The 18884-nt window shown below is 47.1% G+C and carries 15 protein-coding genes; 13 read left to right on the plus strand and 2 right to left on the minus strand.

The features are described from left to right. The first annotated feature begins 123 nt into the window (after positions 1 to 123). From vsple_RS13085 to trmL, 4 genes are all read left to right on the plus strand, one after another. Positions 124 to 819: a response regulator gene (locus vsple_RS13085; protein WP_261882203.1), complete on the plus strand. Its 696-nt coding sequence runs from the start codon at positions 124 to 126 to the stop codon at positions 817 to 819. Next, entirely contained in the window at positions 819 to 2201 is a 1383-nt protein-coding gene (gene cpxA / locus vsple_RS13090; RefSeq protein ID WP_261882204.1) for an envelope stress sensor histidine kinase CpxA, read from the plus strand. Before vsple_RS13085 ends, cpxA begins: the two co-directional genes overlap by 1 nt. A 75-nt stretch (positions 2202 to 2276) precedes the next feature. Next, positions 2277 to 2894, plus strand: a complete 618-nt coding sequence (locus tag vsple_RS13095) for a superoxide dismutase (protein ID WP_261882205.1) — start codon at positions 2277 to 2279, stop codon at positions 2892 to 2894. Positions 2895 to 2970: 76 nt separating this feature from the next. Beyond that, complete coding sequence (gene trmL, locus vsple_RS13100) at positions 2971 to 3450, plus strand: tRNA (uridine(34)/cytosine(34)/5-carboxymethylaminomethyluridine(34)-2'-O)-methyltransferase TrmL (RefSeq protein ID WP_032549953.1); 480 nt, start codon at positions 2971 to 2973, stop codon at positions 3448 to 3450. 94 nt (positions 3451 to 3544) lie between these two features. Here trmL and vsple_RS13105 read toward each other — a convergent pair whose 3' ends face one another. Continuing rightward, the gene (locus tag vsple_RS13105) at positions 3545 to 4084 is read right to left on the minus strand and encodes an FxsA family protein (protein ID WP_261882206.1); all 540 of its coding nucleotides are present in this window, start codon (positions 4082 to 4084) and stop codon (positions 3545 to 3547) included. Between the two features lie 283 nt (positions 4085 to 4367). On the opposite strand from vsple_RS13105, the gene aspA reads away from it, so the two are divergent. The 9 genes from aspA to vsple_RS13150 all read left to right on the plus strand — a co-directional run bounded on the left by aspA (position 4368) and on the right by vsple_RS13150 (position 15369). Continuing rightward, a complete protein-coding gene (gene aspA / locus vsple_RS13110; RefSeq protein ID WP_261882207.1) occupies positions 4368 to 5819 on the plus strand; it encodes an aspartate ammonia-lyase in 1452 nt (483 codons plus the stop codon). A gap of 177 nt (positions 5820 to 5996) precedes the next feature. Then, complete coding sequence (locus vsple_RS13115; RefSeq protein ID WP_150869398.1) at positions 5997 to 7304, plus strand: anaerobic C4-dicarboxylate transporter; 1308 nt, start codon at positions 5997 to 5999, stop codon at positions 7302 to 7304. A gap of 185 nt (positions 7305 to 7489) precedes the next feature. Further along, on the plus strand, positions 7490 to 9301 hold the full coding sequence (locus tag vsple_RS13120) for a protein-disulfide reductase DsbD (protein WP_261882208.1): 1812 nt from the start codon (positions 7490 to 7492) through the stop codon (positions 9299 to 9301). 203 nt (positions 9302 to 9504) lie between these two features. Further along, entirely contained in the window at positions 9505 to 10140 is a 636-nt protein-coding gene (locus vsple_RS13125) for a response regulator transcription factor (RefSeq protein WP_255229710.1), read from the plus strand. Between the two features lie 115 nt (positions 10141 to 10255). Then, positions 10256 to 10882, plus strand: coding sequence for a MarC family protein (locus tag vsple_RS13130; RefSeq protein ID WP_261882209.1), 627 nt, complete (start codon positions 10256 to 10258; stop codon positions 10880 to 10882). Between the two features lie 531 nt (positions 10883 to 11413). Beyond that, on the plus strand, positions 11414 to 11680 hold the full coding sequence (locus vsple_RS13135) for a DUF4212 domain-containing protein (protein WP_239841950.1): 267 nt from the start codon (positions 11414 to 11416) through the stop codon (positions 11678 to 11680). A gap of 11 nt (positions 11681 to 11691) precedes the next feature. Then, positions 11692 to 13395 carry a sodium:solute symporter family protein gene (locus vsple_RS13140; RefSeq protein ID WP_261882210.1) on the plus strand — a complete coding sequence of 568 codons (1704 nt, stop codon included), beginning with the start codon at positions 11692 to 11694 and terminating at the stop codon, positions 13393 to 13395. Between the two features lie 195 nt (positions 13396 to 13590). After that, positions 13591 to 13971 carry a hypothetical protein gene (locus vsple_RS13145; protein WP_261882211.1) on the plus strand — a complete coding sequence of 127 codons (381 nt, stop codon included), beginning with the start codon at positions 13591 to 13593 and terminating at the stop codon, positions 13969 to 13971. 12 nt (positions 13972 to 13983) lie between these two features. Next, entirely contained in the window at positions 13984 to 15369 is a 1386-nt protein-coding gene (locus tag vsple_RS13150; protein ID WP_261882212.1) for a class II fumarate hydratase, read from the plus strand. A gap of 66 nt (positions 15370 to 15435) precedes the next feature. On the opposite strand, the gene vsple_RS13155 is transcribed toward vsple_RS13150, so the two are convergent. Further along, entirely contained in the window at positions 15436 to 18867 is a 3432-nt protein-coding gene (locus vsple_RS13155) for a hybrid sensor histidine kinase/response regulator (RefSeq protein WP_255229705.1), read from the minus strand. Positions 18868 to 18884 lie beyond the last annotated feature (17 nt).

Raw genomic sequence — 18884 nt, forward strand, 5'->3', positions numbered from 1 at the left:
GTATAGAATAGAAGCTCGCACGTAAAGCAACGTGTAGAAAGCGTAAAGAATCGTAAAGAGTGCAAATTGGCGAATAGTTAGCAGTTATTATTTAGGTGTAAACAACACAACAAGGTTCTCCCTATGGCAAATATCCTCCTTATTGATGACGACACGGAACTGACCAGTCTGTTAAAAGACATTTTGAGCTTTGAAGGCTTTACAGTCACCGAAGCCAATGATGGCTACGCTGGTCTCGAGGCCATCAATAACGACATCGACCTTATCTTATTAGATGTGATGATGCCTAAGCTCAATGGGATGGAGACTCTCAAAAAACTACGCGAGTCATGGGAAACCCCTGTATTAATGCTGACAGCAAAAGGCGAAGAGATCGATCGTGTGATCGGACTTGAGCTCGGCGCTGACGACTATCTACCTAAACCGTTCAGTGATCGTGAGCTTCTGGCTCGTATTCGTGCCATCTTGCGACGCACTCAATCAAACGGCAGCACAGAGAAAGCAACCAGCAGCGATTGTATCCGCTACCAAGACTTAGCGGTCTACCCCGGAAAACAAGAAGCTTACTGCAACGAGCAACTGCTGGATCTCACCACTACCGAGTTCGCCCTATTGAGCCATCTAATTCAAAATCCAGGACAAGTGATCACCAAGGAGTCACTCAGCTTAGATGTACTCGGAAAAAGATTGGCAGCCTTTGACCGTGCAATCGATATGCACATCTCTAACTTGAGAAAGAAAGTACCAGAACGTCCTGATGGCAAAGCACGCATTAAGACCCTGCGTGGCCGTGGCTATCTACTTGTTGAGGAAGATTAATGCGCTTACCTAAAATCACCAGTTTATATGGACGTATCTTTGCTATTTTTTGGTTCACCATGTTATTGGTGCTTTTATCAGTGCTCTCTTTACCACACCTAGACCCTCGCGTTGCACGAGATATTCCAACAGAACATTACGACAAACTCACTCGCATCGCTAAGGCGACCGAAAAGCGCTTCGCCGGAGAAGACAACCTTGGCAAGATTATTTTTCAACTTGAGGGACCACCTCGCAGCCGCAAAGACTCTCGCCCACGCATCTACTTGACCGATTTAGATGGTAGCGTCTTGACCACCAAGCGCCACTCTAACTATAAGGTCAAAGCAATCCGCAACTTTGTCACCACTATTGATAACCCAGACGTCCCTAAACAGAAGCTTTATGGGCATTACATGGTCGCAGGCCCAGTCCCTGTGGTACTGGCTAATGAAGACCTGATGATGTACGTCAGTGTTAAATGGAATCAACCACCACCTTTTCTATTAAGACTGTTTGATAAACCACTGCAGCTACTCCTCGCGGTAATGCTTGCCAGTACCCCGCTACTATTATGGCTTGCTTGGGCACTCAGCCAGCCGGCTCGACGACTAGAGCGTGCAGCTCAGCGAGTAGCGAAAGGCGAATTTGAGGTCGACCCTACCCTTGAAAAGGGCACATCAGAGTTCCGTCAAGCAGGGAAAAGCTTCAACCAAATGGTCGAGGCCGTCAATCAGATGATCTCAGGGCAACAGCGACTGCTCTCCGACATCTCACATGAACTGCGCTCCCCCTTAACGCGCCTGAGAATGGCTAATGCGCTGGCTATCCGCAAGCAGGGCGAAAGCCAAGAGTTGGAGCGTATTGATACTGAAGCGCAGCGATTAGAGCAGATGATCAGTGAACTTCTAACATTATCGCGTATGCAGGTTGATAGCCATATCACACGAGAGATTCAGCCACTGTCGAGCCTGTGGGAAGAGATCCTAAAAGATGCGGAATTTGAAGCAGAGCAGATGAATAAAAACCTCACCTTCTCTGCGATTCCAGATCGTTCGATTTCAGGTAACCCTAAGCTATTAATGAGCGCACTTGATAACATCATCCGCAATGCCATCTACTACGGTAAAGATAAGGTCGATGTACAGATGAACGTCAAGCAAGACCAGCTGACGATTCAGGTCAATGATAATGGCGATGGCGTTCCAGAAGCAGAGCTTGAATCGATATTCCGACCATTCTATCGAGTCTCAACAGCGCGCGATCGAAACTCTGGAGGCACAGGATTGGGTTTGACCATCACTGAAAGTGCGATTCGTCAACACAGTGGCACCATCACAGCCAGTCGCAGCTCATTGGGTGGATTACAGGTTGAAATTACCCTTCCGATCATACCTTTGTAATAACCCTACAAAGATCTAGTTGATAATGAGATCCATTATCATTAATGTAAATCCTCTAATTAAGGAGGATTTACTATGTCACACGCTTTTCCAGAACTGCCATACGCTTACGATGCTTTAGAGCCTTACATTGATGCTAAAACAATGGAGGTTCACTACAGTAAACACCACAGAACCTATTACGATAAGTTCATGGCAGCGATTTCAGGTACCGATTTAGAGACACAGCCTCTAACAGAAATTTTTGCCAACATCTCTAAGCATTCACCGGCAGTACGCAATAACGGTGGCGGCTACTATAACCACATCCTTTACTGGAACTGCATGTCGAAAGATGGTGGCGGTGAACCGAGTGGGGATCTAGCCAAAGACATTGTTGCAACGTTTGGTGACTTAGAGAGCTTTAAAGATCAATTCGCTCAAGCCGCTATCAACACCTTTGGCTCAGGCTTCGCTTGGCTTATCGTTAAAGATGGTGTGCTGAAAATCGTCTCTACGTCTAACCAAGATAACCCTTGGATGGACGCAGTAGATAGCCAAGGTGAGCCGATTCTAGCGCTCGACGTTTGGGAGCACGCTTACTACATCAGCTACCAGAACCGCCGCCCTGACTACATCAATGCATGGTGGAATGTCGTGAACTGGGATGCCGTTGCAGAAAACTACGCACAGGCGCTAGCAAACAAAGCGTAATCGTTCGGTGGCAACTGTACTCACTCAGCCTGCCACCGTATACTCAAGCTACTTTTTATCTAGCTAGTGAACCAGTATGTTTGATATCGCGCTTTACGAACCTGAAATTGCACCTAACACAGGTAACATCATTCGCCTATGTGCCAACTGTGGTGCCAACCTACACCTGATTGAACCACTCGGTTTTGATTTAGAAGAGAAAAAAGTACGCCGCGCAGGTTTGGATTACCACGACCTCGCTCGCGTAAAGCGTCACAAGAACCTTGAAGCGTTTCTAGAGTACCTAGAGAACGAACGCGAGGGTGAATTCCGTATCTTCGCCTGCACCACTAAAACCACAGGCCATCACGTAGATGCAAAGTTCCAACAAGGTGATGTTCTGATGTTTGGCCCAGAAACGCGTGGTCTGCCAGCAGAGTTAATTGAAAGCATGCCGATGGAGCAACGTATCCGCATTCCAATGATGCCAGACGCTCGCAGCCTAAACCTATCGAATGCAGTTGCGATCATTGCATTTGAAGCGTGGCGACAAATGGGCTTTGAAGGCGCTGTTTAGCCAACCTTACCCTTACAGACAATAAAAAAGGCTCTCTCCTTTTGTTCTGATAAAGAATCAAGGAGAGAGCCTTTTTTTGATGATGAGATAGAGACTAGTTCAAACGACTACGATCGTTGTCGTCGTCTTTCTTCTCAAACTCACCTTCGAAAGTATTGCCACCTTTCGATTGGTCAAAAGGATCTTGCTTGAACGAATCAGAGTTAAACGGGTCTTCACCAAATGGGCTGTGACCAAAACCTGCATGACCACCGGCGTGGAAGCCACCTGATACATTCTTCACGACCATTTTTTCCATCAGTTTTTTCGCGATGGCTGCGCGTGGTGCTGGCAGTAGTACCAACATACCTAGCGCATCGGTCATAAAGCCCGGCGTTAATAGCAGTACCCCAGCTACAGCGAGCATCACGCCTTCAAGGATTTGTTGTGCTGGCATCTCGCCTTGCTGCAAGCGACCTTGAACCGACATTAAAGTCTGAATCCCTTGGCTACGCACCAGTGATGCACCCACAAATGCTGTCACTAATACCAAGGCGATAGTTGGCCACAATCCTAAGAAGCCACCAACTTGAATAAATAAGCCGATCTCAATGATAGGCACAAAGATAAACAGTAATAATAAGATAGGAAACACAAGCCCTCCTTTGTTGTGTTCAGTGTACGTTGAAAGCTCTTGCGAACTCAAATTTATCCTGTAAATAAGCGTGTCTCATCCTCAAAAAATAGTTTGTGTAAGATTGACGAAACAAAAGCAAAAAAGGTGATCAACTTACTATTTTTATGCGCTAGGTACAGTATTATGTGCCACATAAGTCAGGACGGATTTATCAGCCCAAAATTCTAGTGAACGGAGTTTCGCATAAAGGATAGGCTAATAACTAACTATATTATCAGAATAATTCTCTAAGGATCCTGTTATGGCTACTCAATCTAAAGCTCCTGTTGAAGCTCCTCAAGCCACTCGTCTCGAAGAAGATCTATTAGGTCAACGTCATGTTCCTGCAGATGCTTACTACGGCATCCACACTCTACGCGCTATCGAAAACTTTAACATCTCAAATGTCACTATCTCAGACGTGCCTGAGTTTGTGCGCGGCATGGTGATGACCAAGAAAGCTGCGGCTTTAGCAAACAAAGAGTTAGGTGTAATTCCAAGTGAAATCGCGAAGCACATCATTGCGGCATGTGACCTTATCCTAGATACGGGTAAGTGCATGGACCAATTCCCGTCAGATGTGTTCCAAGGCGGTGCGGGTACTTCTGTAAACATGAACGCAAACGAAGTGGTTGCGAACGTGGCTCTTGAGCTTATGGGCAAAGAGAAAGGCCAATACGAGTTCATCAATCCAAATGACCACGTAAACAAGAGTCAATCAACCAACTGTGCATATCCAACAGGCTTCCGTATCTCTGTTTACAACAGCGTACGTAAGCTTATCGATGCTATCGAATACCTAAAAGGCGCATTCGAACTTAAGAGTCAAGAGTTCAACACGGTTCTTAAGATGGGTCGCACTCAACTGCAAGACGCAGTACCAATGACAGTGGGCCAAGAGTTCCACGCATGGGCAGTAACGATCAATGAAGAGATCAAGAACCTAGAGTACACATCAAAGCTTCTTCTAGAAGTAAACCTAGGTGCAACTGCGATCGGTACGGGTCTAAACGCAGCACAAGGTTACCAAGAGCTAGCGGTTAAACACCTTGCTGAAGTAACGGGCCTAGAGGTTTCTCCAGCAGAAGACCTAATCGAAGCAACTTCAGACTGTGGTGCATACGTAATGACCCATGGCGCACTAAAACGCCTAGCGGTTAAACTGTCTAAGATCTGTAACGACCTACGTCTACTTTCTTCGGGTCCACGCGCTGGCCTAAATGAATTGAACCTTCCAGAGCTTCAAGCAGGTTCTTCAATCATGCCAGCTAAAGTAAACCCAGTAGTGCCTGAAGTAGTAAACCAAGTGTGCTTCAAAGTACTAGGTAACGACAACACGGTTTCTTTCGCAGCAGAAGGCGGTCAGCTTCAACTGAACGTGATGGAGCCGGTAATCGCTCAAAGCATGTTTGAGTCTCTAGACATTCTAACCAATGCTTGTGTGAACCTACGTGACAAGTGTGTTGACGGCATCACTGTGAACAAAGAAGTGTGTGAAGCGCACGTGTTTAACTCTATCGGTATCGTCACTTACCTAAACCCATACATTGGCCACCACGAGGGTGACATCGTTGGTAAGATTTGTGCAGAAACCGGTAAGAGCGTTCGCGATGTGGTTCTAGAGCGCGGTCTTCTCACTGAAGAAGAACTTGATGACATTTTCTCAGTTGAAAACTTGATGCGCCCTCAGTATAAAGGCAAACGCTACGAGTAAGCTTGAATGTAGGGCTCCCGACGGAGCCCTTTTTTAGTCTCGAAAACGATTAACCATATATTTAAAGTGGCTTTATAACGAGACAAGCACTGACCGTAGTTGTTAGCTGTAGGTTCTATTATTTGAACACTCAGTGGCGAGTTTTCAGATAATAAAATCTAAAAATGAGGTGTTACTATGATTGCAGTAGAGCTGTTCGTTGTCCTACTCTTTATCTTTTTAGGGGCCAGAATTGGCGGTATTGGTATCGGTTTTGCTGGCGGCGCGGGTGTTATCGCACTGTCGCTAATCCTTGGTGTTCCAACTAGCCAATCTTTTATCCCTATCGACGTTATTCTGATCATCATGTCGGTTATCACTGCGATTGCAGCTATGCAAGTCGCGGGCGGTATGGACTGGTTGGTTCAGATCGCAGAAAACTTTTTACGCAAACATCCTGAACGCATAACTTTTTATGCTCCTATCGTGACGTTCTTAATGACATTGATGGCGGGTACGGGTCACACAGCGTTCTCAACACTGCCTGTGATTGCAGAAGTGGCGAAAGGCCAAGGTGTTCGTCCATCTCGTCCACTATCGATTGCGGTTGTCGCGTCTCAGATTGCGATCACAGCTTCTCCAATCTCCGCTGCGGTTGTTGCTTTTGCAGCGATGCTAGCGCCATTCGGTGTTGATTACCTAACACTACTGATGGTTTGTATTCCTACAACCTTCATCGCTTGTATGGTTGGTGCTGTTGTTGCGAACTACATGGGCAGTGAGCTTAAAGACGATCCTGTATACCAAGAGCGTCTAGAGAAAGGTCTAATCAAACTAGCAACAGAAGAAAAGCGTGAGATACTGCCAACAGCGAAGAAAGCAACTTACATCTTCCTAGCAGCGATCGGCTTTGTTGTTTGCTATGCGGCGGCGATCTCTAGCTCTGTGGGTTTGATTGAAAACCCAGCGCTAGGCCGTAACGAAGCAATCATGTCTGTGATGCTAGCAGCAGCGGCTGCGATTGTACTGTTCACAAAAATCGATGCAGCGAAGATCTCTTCAGCACCAACATTCCGCTCTGGTATGACAGCATGTGTGTGTGTACTTGGTGTGGCTTGGTTAGGTTCAACGTTTGTAAACGCACACGTTGCAGAGATCAAAGACGTAGCAGGTGCTCTACTATCTGATTACCCTTGGATGCTAGCACTGGTTCTATTCTTTGCTTCTATGCTGCTTTACTCTCAAGGTGCAACCACTGTTGCTCTTATGCCTGCAGCACTGGCCATTGGCGTAGCGCCTCTTACTGCGGTAGCGTCATTTGCCGCAGTAAGTGCCCTGTTTGTTCTGCCAACTTACCCAACTCTGCTTGCAGCGGTTGAGATGGATGACACAGGCTCGACTCGCATCGGCAACCTTGTGTTCAACCACCCATTCTTTATCCCAGGTGTGGTGACTATCGCGACTGCGGTTGCGCTTGGTTTTGGCTTCGGTGGCTTGTTCATCTAATCAGAATCAATCCGTTATCTTTAAAAGGAAGCCTCGGCTTCCTTTTTTATTATCGGTTCCCTAAAGGCCAGCACGATATAACGCAAACATTCTTATAATAAAAACGGCAATTTGAAACTTATTAGTCAGCAATAAGGTCTGATTAAGTTAATATCGCTGTTAACTTAATCAAGATGACTTCACTTATGCGCGCATTTCTCATCACGCTGTGTGTTGGACTGCTTAGTTTGTCCCATTCAGCCTATGCTCTCTTTGGCAATAACGACCAAGGACTTGAACTCGACTCAGCCAATAGCTTTGTTCCTGTTGATCAGGCATTCCCTTTTAATTACTACCAGCAAGACGATAAAATCCTTATCGACTGGCAAGTAAAAGAGGGCTATTACCTCTATCAACACAGTCTTGATTTTACAGGTCAAAATCTCGCTATCGGCCCTGTGGAAATGGAAAACGGGCAACCTTACCAAGATGAGTTTTTTGGCGAGGTGAGCATTTATACCCAACCGCTATTTGTGCAAGTCCCACTGCAGAGCTACCAAGATGGCTCGCAGCTTATCGTTAAGTACCAGGGCTGTGCCAAAGCGGGTTTCTGTTACCCACCTGAAATTCGTGTCATTGACATCAAGCCATTCACGCCGTCGGCAGATGTCGCGACGAATACAGCCAGTACCTCAGCTAAGACGGAGGTATCAGCACAACCAACTTCAGCACCTATCGCAGAAGAGCGCAGCGCGGCTCCAGTTTCAAAAGAAGTCGGGCTTGCTGAACAGCTCAGTGACAGTTGGTGGACGCCGCTGCTGTTCTTAGCTCTTGGTGTTGGCCTTGCCTTCACGCCATGTGTTCTACCTATGTACCCTATTCTGACTGGCATTGTGTTGGGTGGCGGTAAGCTAAGCCAAGGCCGAGCTTTGATGTTGTCGTTCATTTATGTACAAGGTATGGCGCTCACCTACACCTTACTTGGTCTTGTGGTAGCATCGGCGGGTATGCAGTTCCAAGCGGCGATGCAGCACCCTTATGTGCTGATTGGCTTGAGTATTCTGTTCGTCGCATTGGCACTGTCGATGTTTGGCGTCTACAACCTACAACTTCCAAGCAGTGTTCAAACTTGGCTCAATAATCAGAGCAACAAGCAGCAAGGTGGCAATACCTTAGGTGTGTTTGCGATGGGAGCGATCTCCGGTTTGGTGTGCTCACCATGTACTACCGCTCCGCTATCTGGTGCTCTGCTTTACGTGGCACAAAGTGGTGACCTGTTTACCGGTGGTATTGCTCTGTATGCATTGGCAATGGGCATGGGTATCCCGCTGATGCTCGTCGCTGTATTCGGCAATAAGTTACTACCAAAAGCTGGCAGTTGGATGGATAAGGTCAAAATCGTGTTTGGTTTTATTCTACTGGCAGCGCCTATCTTCCTATTAGAGCGTATTTTGCCAGAGCTATGGGCAACCGTATTATGGTCTGCACTTGGCTTTATCGCTTTTGGTTGGCTGTATCACAGCAAGAACTCTCTGCCGTTTGGTGGTTGGAAACAGAGCGCAGTCGGTATCATTGCTATGCTTGGACTGTTCGCATCGGCTCAACCGGCTCTAAATTACTGGTTTGCAGAAAAGAGTGTCGAGCAGACTGCTCAAATTGAGTTTGCTCGTATCAATACCGTTGAAGAGCTAGAGATCCAGCTTATCGAGGCGAAGAAGTTAGGTAAGCCAGTGATGCTCGATTTCTACGCCGACTGGTGTGTGGCGTGTAAAGAGTTTGAGAAGTACACCTTCCATCAAGCCGATGTTGAAAATAAGCTTTCTGGTTTTGTTCTGCTACAAGCTGATGTCACTAAAAACTTACCTCAAGATATTGAACTGCTTAAGCAAATGCAGGTACTGGGGTTGCCAACCATTGAGTTCTGGGACGGTCAGGGTAACCATGTTCCAAATGCCCGTGTTACCGGTTTTATGAACGCTGAGACCTTCTTGCAACACATGCAAAGCCACCAGCTATAACTGCACTACGTTGATAAAATACAAGCCACGTTTTCTTTCTCAAATGAGAACTGAAACGTGGCTTTTACATATTTATAAAACCTTTCCATCCTCACCTCTCAGCAAAAGTGGATATGCTTCAGACTTTTAGTGCATAAATATTGTCCGCATAGTCAATCAGGACAATAATAAATGTTAACTAAATTGTTAAAAGTATGAACGTCATGGACTCGACCTATACCATCATCATTGCTGATGACCACCCTCTGTTTCGTAACGCCTTGTTTCAGTCAGTGCACATGGCGATCAGTGGCGCGAACCTTCTAGAGGCGGACTCTCTGGATGCCCTACTAACACTTCTCAAAAAAGAAGATGAACCAGACCTGCTGCTGCTCGACCTCAAAATGCCGGGGGCCAACGGCATGTCCGGTCTTATTCAGTTACGTGCTGAGTACCCTGATTTACCCATTGTAGTTATCTCTGCCAGCGAAGATGCCAGCGTTGTAACTCAGGTGAAGAGCCATGGTGCGTTTGGCTTTATCCCTAAATCGAGTGATATGCGTGAGCTGGTGAGTGCTCTCAATCAAGTCTTGAACGGCGACCCATTTTTCCCTGAAGGCTTGATCACCAATAACGCTGCTTGCAGCGACTTAGCAGAAAAGATTGCCACTCTAACACCACAACAATATAAGGTGCTAGGGATGCTTTCCGACGGCCTGTTGAATAAGCAAATTGCCTATGAGTTGAATGTTTCGGAAGCGACCATCAAGGCTCATATGACCGCTATTTTCCGCAAACTGGAAGTGAAAAATAGAACCCAAGCAGTGATCTTGTTGCAACAGATGGAAACAGAAAGTTAAATTACATTCGAAACATCTCACACAGTGATGACTCAAAAGGAATAATAGCCGTTATAATAGATAAGCTGCAGTTAGCGGCCTTTATCCCTCTGTCATTAACTCTGGGAGATTCTCCTTGCTTACTAGTATCATCATTACTCAGTTTGTTGTTCTTTGGGCGGTCATCGATCCTATTGGCTCTGTCCCTGTCTATTTATCTCAAACACAACGTCTCACACCAAAACAGCGCCGTGCTGTCGCCCTAAAAGCGGTCGCAATCGCAACCGGAGTGCTACTCTTTTTCCTTATCGCAGGCCAACTGCTCCTTGAAGCGATGCAGATCCCACTGCCCGCCTTCCAAGCTGCCGGTGGACTGGTACTGCTGTTGTTCGCATTGACAATGATCTTTGGTGAGAGCAAGCCAGAGCAAGAACAGAAAATTTCAGAAGAAGTGTGCAGTAAGCAGCTTTCCGACCTCGCAGTCTACCCACTGGCGATCCCTTCTATTGCCTCACCTGGGGCCATGATGGCGATTGTGATGTTGACCGACAATAACCGCTACTCACTGATCGACCAGAGCATTACCGCAGGGGTTATGGTGTTGGTGCTTGTTATCACCTTGCTGCTGCTACTGGGCGCCACTAAGATTCAGAAGGTGATTGGTAATGTCGGAGCCGCAATCATTAGCCGTGTCATGGGTTTGATTCTGGCGGCGGTTGCTGTAAATAACCTTCTGATGGGCATCAAAGACTTCTATCTATAAGTCTTACCAGCTTTAAAAGATGTTGCTCTCAGCCTCTGCTTGGCTGAGAGTAATACCAATCACAGTAAATAAGTGATCAAAAATAGCGCAGGAAAAAGGTTTGATAACAAGGCAGAATTTTTCGATAAGTAGTTATTCTACAATCAAAAATTCTAACGCAGTTATCGAGCATTTTAACAAGCTAGGGTGAGCAATTATTTACTACGATTGGTATAATCCTACTCCCTGACCTCACCTCCCCAAACACTCCTTCAAAACGCTAAACCTTGCTCAAAAAATAAACTTGGTCTCCCTGCGAGTTTTATCTCATCAAAAATCGACATTTTGTTAGACTTTTGGCTAATTTAACAACATTTTAACATCACACTTTTAAATCAAAAAGCGCACCAAGCCATATAAAACAAAAACTTAACAACAACCCCGCCCCGACTAAAGTTGCACAGATCCCTTGACTTATCCTTGCTACATTTCAAATCGTAACATTACGTTAACACAACAACATTCTATGGAAACGGAATAAAGGAGAAGGCAATGGCGTTCGAATCAACAGAACATGCTCAAGCCTATTGGAAGGAAAACTTGGGAATAATGGGGACTCTGCTTGCTATCTGGTTTGCGGTCTCTTACGGCGCTGGCATCTTATTTGTCGACGCGCTTAACACCGTACAACTGGGCGGTTTCAAGCTAGGGTTTTGGTTCGCTCAACAAGGGTCGATCTACACCTTTGTCGCCTTAATCTTTATTTACGTAGTGCGCATGAATGCGCTCGACAAGAAATACAACGTACAGGAAGACTAGAGGTTTAGAACATGGATATTCAAACTTGGACGTTTATTCTCGTCGGTATCACTTTCGCACTGTATATCGGCATCGCAATCTGGGCTCGTGCAGGCTCAACCAGTGAGTTCTACGTTGCAGGCGGTGGTGTGCACCCTGTCGCAAATGGTATGGCAACAGCCGCGGACTGGATGTCAGCAGCATCATTCATCTCAATGGCAGGTATCATCTCATTCGTGGGTTACGACGGTGCGGTATATCTAATGGGTTGGACAGGTGGCTATGTACTACTTGCACTCTGTTTAGCCCCTTACCTACGTAAGTTCGGTCAGTTTACGGTTCCTGATTTCATCGGTGAGCGTTACTACTCGAAAACAGCGCGTATGGTAGCGGTATTCTGTGCGATCTTCGTATCATTCACGTACGTTGCAGGCCAGATGCGTGGTGTAGGCGTTGTATTCTCACGTTTCCTAGAGGTTGATATTAACCTAGGTATCATCATCGGTATGGGTATTGTGTTCTTCTACGCAGTACTTGGCGGCATGAAAGGCATCACTTATACGCAGGTAGCTCAATTCTGTGTCCTCATTTTCGCTTTCCTTGTGCCAGCTATCTTTACCTCAATCATGATGACAGGGAACCCGCTTCCACAAATCGGTATGGGTTCAACCATTTCAGGGACGGACGTTTACCTACTCGATAAATTGGATGGGCTGACCGAAGAGCTCGGGTTTACCGCCTATACCGAAGGCAATAAGAGCATGGTGGATGTATTCTTCATCTGTGCAGCTCTAATGGTGGGTACTGCAGGTCTACCACACGTAATCATCCGTTTCTTCACAGTACCAAAAGTACGTGATGCGCGTATCTCAGCAGGTTGGGCGCTACTGTTTATTTCTCTACTTTACACAACAGCACCAGGTGTAGCGGCGTTTGCTCGTGTAAACATGATTGAGACAATCAACGGTCCTGACATGCAAGGTGTTCCAGCAGCAGAAGCACCAAGCTGGTACAAAAACTGGGAAAGCACTGGTCTAGTAGGCTGGGAAGACAAAAATGGCGATGGCAAGATGTTCTACTCGGGCGATGAGCGCAACGAGATGAAGATCAACCGTGACATTATCGTACTGGCTTCTCCAGAGCTTGCGAAACTACCTAACTGGGTTGTAGCACTACTGGCAGCCGGTGGCCTAGCAGCCGCACTATCAACAGCAGCAGGTCTACTACTGGTAATCTCAACATCCATCTCACATGACTTGTTGAAGAAAGGCTTCAGACCAAACATGACCGACAAGCAAGAGCTATTAGCCGCTCGTCTGGCAGCAATGGTTGCGATTATTGGTGCAGGTTACTTAGGTATTAACCCACCAGGCTTCGTAGCACAGGTAGTAGCGTTTGCATTCGGCTTAGCCGCAGCATCCTTCTTCCCAGCGATTATCCTAGGTATCTTCTACAAGAAGATGAACAAGGAAGGCGCAATTGCAGGTATGTTGGCGGGTATCCTATTCACAGCGTCATACATCATCTACTTCAAGTTCATCAACCCAGCAGCAAGCACGCCAGACAACTGGTGGTTTGGTATCAGCCCAGAGGGTATTGGTACACTAGGTATGTGTCTGAACTTCGTAGTATCTATCGCTGTGAACAAGGTGACAGCTGAAGTACCACAAGATGTACAAGAGATGGTTGAGAACATCCGTTACCCTAAAGGTGCTGGTGCAGGTCACGACCACTAAGCAAAAATCTCAAAAGAGACTAAAATGAATCAGTGCTTACATTGTAGGGATTAAGCACTGATTCTCAGAAAGCCGATACATCGTGTATCGGCTTTTTCTTTTCGTCCCGCCATTTATGAAAATTAAAGGTTGTTTTTAATATTCTTGTTTGATAATAATTATCATTAACATCTAATTAACGATGGTGAGAGATTAATGCAGCAACAGCAACTTATCTATTCTACGTTTTACAAAGCACAAGATCGTTTTCTCGCTTCCGATGTGGTTGAGGGCTATGAGTCGTCAACAGTCCAAAGCTATATTGACTGCAGTCTAGAGCTTGCGCTTCAGTATGAAAAAGATAGTGAGCATGAAAACATTTTGTTATGCGAGCTGTTTCTTCGTCAGCTGTTCTTTCACTTAATAGAGGCCATTGAGTCACCGCAGCGCAGCCCGACATTTCGCCGCGTATGCCTTGATTTGATCCACACGCCTCTATTTTGTTTAAAGCGCCATTACTACCAACAACCAAACGGTAAACAGAAGTATTTACCGCTCCAACAAACCCTACAGCAAGTCCAAGCTCCACTTGGCTAACAAGGATCCAGCATGACCCAAGAATTTCGAATCGAAAAAGACAGCATGGGTGAAGTAAAAGTGCCAGCCAATGCACTTTACCAAGCACAAACACAGCGTGCCGCTGATAACTTCTCTTTCAGTTCGCACACGATGCCAGCAAGCTTCATTCAAGCACTCGCTTTCATCAAACAAGCAGCCGCTAACACCAATGCACAATTGGGTCATCTTGAGGGCGATATTGCTCATGCAATTATCGATGCGAGCCAAGAGATCATCGATGGCCAACACCTTGAACACTTCCCTGTCGATGTCTATCAAACGGGCTCAGGTACCAGCTCGAATATGAATGCCAATGAGGTTATCGCAACGCTGGCTTCACGTGCGCTTCAAGGCGACGTTAGTCCGAATGACCATGTGAATATGGGGCAAAGCAGTAACGATGTTGTGCCGACAGCAATTCAAGTCAGCGTGGCACTAACGGTAGAGAAACAGCTGCTTCCTGCCCTTACTCACCTATCCGATGTGTTAGCAACCAAGCAGATGCAGGTTGCCGATGTAGTGAAAACAGGTCGCACTCACCTAATGGATGCCATGCCGATCACTCTCGCTCAGGAATTAGGAGGTTGGAAATTCCAAATTGACCATGCAAAACAAGGCATTGAGTCGAGCTTGGAGGCTGTAAAAGCACTCGCCCAAGGTGGAACAGCCGTCGGAACCGGGATCAACGCCGATCCAAGGTTTGCAGACGTCTTCGCGCACAACCTATCTCAAACAACGAAACTGCGATTCAGTTCGAGCGAAAATTTCTTCTTCAATCTCAGCAGCCAAGATGCGATCGTCGCACTATCTGGACAGCTTAAAACAGCAGCAGTTGCGATCATGAAGATCGCAAACGATCTTCGCTGGATGAACTCTGGCCCACTGGCTGGTCTTGGCGAGATTGAACTACAAGCTCTGCAACCTGGCTCTTCTATCATGCCAGGCAAAGTAAACCCTGTGATTCCAGAAGCAGCAGCAATGGCGGCAGCGCAAGTGATTGGTAACGACACCACCATCACAGTCGCAGGTCAATCTGGCAACTTCCAACTCAATGTGATGCTACCTGTCATCGCGCACAACGTGCTTGAAAGCATCGAACTACTGAGCAACAGTTCGGTGGCACTGGCGGATAAAGCCGTAGCTACCTTCACCGTTCGTCAAGATAACCTTGATGAGGCCTTAGCGAAGAACCCAATTCTAGTAACGGCGCTCAACCCAGTTATCGGTTACCTGAAAGCCGCAGACATCGCCAAAAAGGCGTATAAAGAAGGTCTACCAATTTTAGATGTTGCAGAGCGTGAAACCGATATTCCACGTGAAGAGTTGGCGAGCTTATTGAACCCAAGCCAGCTGACGAAAGGCGGAATTGCCGGCTAATCCTGCCCAATAAAAAGCGAAGCCAACGTTGGCTTCGCTTTTTGCCTACCATGATCCAAATACTAATTAAGCGACGCGATTGAGCACGGCCCTTAACTTGAGCGGCTTAACTGGCTTAGCAATAAAACTGAAACCATGCGCTTTGATCGCCGCTAGCATGTCATCGGTACGATCAGCACTGATAATAACCCCTTCGAAATTAGCACCCAATCTCAAGCGACACTGCTGCAGAACTTCCAGGCCAGTGCGCCCATTATCGAGTCGATAATCCGAGAAGATCACATCTGGCTGCCAACCGCCTTCCAGACACTTCAAGCTCTCGACCAAGTCAACCGCAGTTCTGACATCGCACCCCCAACGACCAATCAGCTTCTCCATACCAACAAGAATGTCGCTCTCGTTATCCACACACAGGATTTTCAGTTGCGCAATCTCACTGTTGACGGTCGTTGTCGTTACTTGTGGTATCGCAACCACCTTCTCAGCTCGTGGCAAGGTAATTGAGAATACGCTGCCTTCGTCCGGCCAAGAACGCATCGAGATTTCATGCCCTAGAACATGTGCGATCCCTTTTGATATCGCTAAGCCAAGCCCTAAACCTTGATCTGAGCGTACTTGACTCCCTCGAGTAAACTCTTCAAAGATCTCTTGCTGTTTATCTTCATCAATACCAGTGCCGTTATCCCACACATCAATACGCACACGATCGCCCACACGCCGCGCTCCCAAAAGCACTTTACCATTTGGGTTGTAGCGAAATGCATTGGTCAAAAAGTTCTGAATAACACGACGCAGCAGTTTCGGGTCAGACTGAATAAACAGCGATGAGGGCACCATATGGAAATCGATATTCTGCTGCCCAGCCAAGGCGCTAAATTCTGCGTTGAGGTTAGACAAAACATCATTGATAGCAAAACCATGAACGTTGGTTTCGAGCTTGCCCGACTCCAGACGCGAGATATCAAGTAAATCACCAATCAAGTCCTCTGCCGCACCAAGTGCACTCTCGATATGCGAAGAGAGCTGCTTAACCTCTTGCTCTTTCGCAACCTCTGACAACGAAGAAGCGAATAAGCGTGCCGCATTCAATGGCTGCATCAAGTCGTGGCTCACTGCCGCCAAGAAGCGCGATTTAGATTTGGATTCTTGTTCTGATACTTGAGTGGCCTTCACCAAACGCTGATTGAGTTTTTCGAGCTCTTGGGTGCGCTCATGAACTCGAGATTCTAGACTCTCATTGGCATCTTTTAACGCCTGCTCCGCTTGCCTAAACACCGTAATATCGGTAAAGCTCATCACAAACCCACCACTTGGCATCGGGTTGCCTTGCACTTCGATTACGCGACCATCCGGCCTCACACGCGAAGAGGTATGGCGAGTGCCTTGTTCAAGGTGGAAGATACGCCGTTTAACATGGTCCTCTGGATCGCCAGGTCCGCATAAGCCTTGTTCCGCATTATGTCGAATCACATCGGCAATCGGCCTACCGACTTGAATCAATCCACTAGGGAACACGAACAACTCAAGATAACGCTGGTTCCACGCTACTAAACGGAGCTGTTGGTCGACAACCGCAATGCCCTGGCCGATATGTTCAATCGCGCCTTGTAGTAAGCCACGGCTAAAATCATACAGCTCAGAAGCCTCATCAACGATGGTCGCGACCTCCTCTAGCTGCATATTCCTGCCCTGCAGAGCCGAAGTAAGTACTAACTTAGCAGAGGAAGCACCGAATACCCCAGCCAGTACACGTTCAGCATGTCGAATCAAACTGGCCGGTGATTGTTGATTGGGAAGTAATGGCTGACCTTGCTGCTGCCAATACGCCTGAAAAGCACTTTTCGCTCGCTTACGTCCTACAAAGCGTGAGGCGAGCATCTCTAGCTCAGCGACTGTCACACGACTCTGGTAAAGGCTCATGTTCTCGTTTTCAGGCAGAGGTGCGCCAACAAATGCCGCTGATTGTAAGCGCTCACTTAGGCTTGGCCTTGTCGACAGGGATACCACCACATACCAGAACGTATTCACGGTAATACTGAGCACAATCCCCCAGTTAGAACTGCTCACATCCCAGTGAGCTAATAGGTCAGGTGGTGTGATAAGCCATAGCAACAGGTTACTCTCTTGGTCACCCGCCAGCATGCTGGTTTGGCTCATCAAAGTAATCAACCAAATAATAGAACCGAATAAAAGACCAACATAAACACCTTTGCGGTTACCCAAACGCCAGTACATGCCACCAATCAGGGCTGGTGCAAACTGTGCAATCGCGGCAAACGAGAGAAAACCTATCGCAGAGAGTGAGTGGATACTATCTAATGCTTGATAAAAACCCCACGCCCCCAGTAGCAACAGCAAGATAAGCGCACGACGAATCACCAGTAACAACCCGGAGAAGTGTCGATGGGTTCTCTGTGTGAGTCGCATCCGACGCAGCAATAACGGCATCACCAGATCATTGGAAACCATGATCGCCAGTGCGATGGTTGAAACGATCACCATACCACTTGCGGCGGACGTACCGCCTAAAAAGGCCAGCAAAGCAATGTTGTTCGCCCCTTCTGCCATTGGCAGGCTAATCACATAGGTATCAGCAGGCATACCCGTGAGTAGCCCTTGCCCTGCCCAAGCAATCGGCAGTACAAATAGTCCCATCAAGATCAGATAAACAGGGAAGAGCCAGCGCGCTGTATGCAGATCTTGCGGCCTTTCATTCTCAACCACCATCGTATGGAACTGCCTAGGCAGACACACAATCGCCAACATCGTCAACACAGTATGGATAATGAGAGTGGGAATGTTAGGGGATTCGTAAGTCTGCGCAGCGACCTCAAGCAGATCAATCTTATCGCTACTGGTCGCAAGGTAGATGATAAACAGCCCAACAATTAAGAAAGCCACCAGCTTAACGATCGACTCAAACGCGACCGCCATCATCATTCCACGGTGGTGTTCGGTGTTATCGATATGACGCGTACCAAACAACATCGTGAAGATGGCCAAGGCCCCCACTACAAACCAAGAAACATGGTAATCCTGATAGCCAAAGTCTTGCGCTAGACTCGGAGCAACGATATCGAGGCCCATAGTGATGCCACGCAACTGCAGTGCAATATAAGGCAGGATCCCCACCACAGCGATAATCGTCACCGTGACCGCAAGCCCTTGTGACTTACCATATCGAGCGGCAATAAAGTCGGCAATCGAGGTGATGTGTTCACGCTTGGCTATAACAATTAAGCGCGCCAAGATCCGCCAGCACAAGGTAAAAACCAGAATCGGAGCTATGTAGATAGGAAGAAAAGACCACGGGTTGTTGCTGGCCTGCCCCACTGTGCCGTAGAAAGTCCATGAGGTACAGTAAACCGCAATCGATAAACTGTATATCCATGGGCGCCAACGAGACAACCAACGAGTTTGTCGATCTCCATACCAGGCAATTAAAAATAGCACCCCGAGATAAGCGAGTGAGACGGGGATTACGATCCATCCTTGCATTGCGAACCCTTTTCTTC

It is taken from the genome of Vibrio pelagius, from assembly GCF_024347575.1.
GTDB classification, from domain to species: Bacteria; Pseudomonadota; Gammaproteobacteria; order Enterobacterales; family Vibrionaceae; genus Vibrio; species Vibrio pelagius.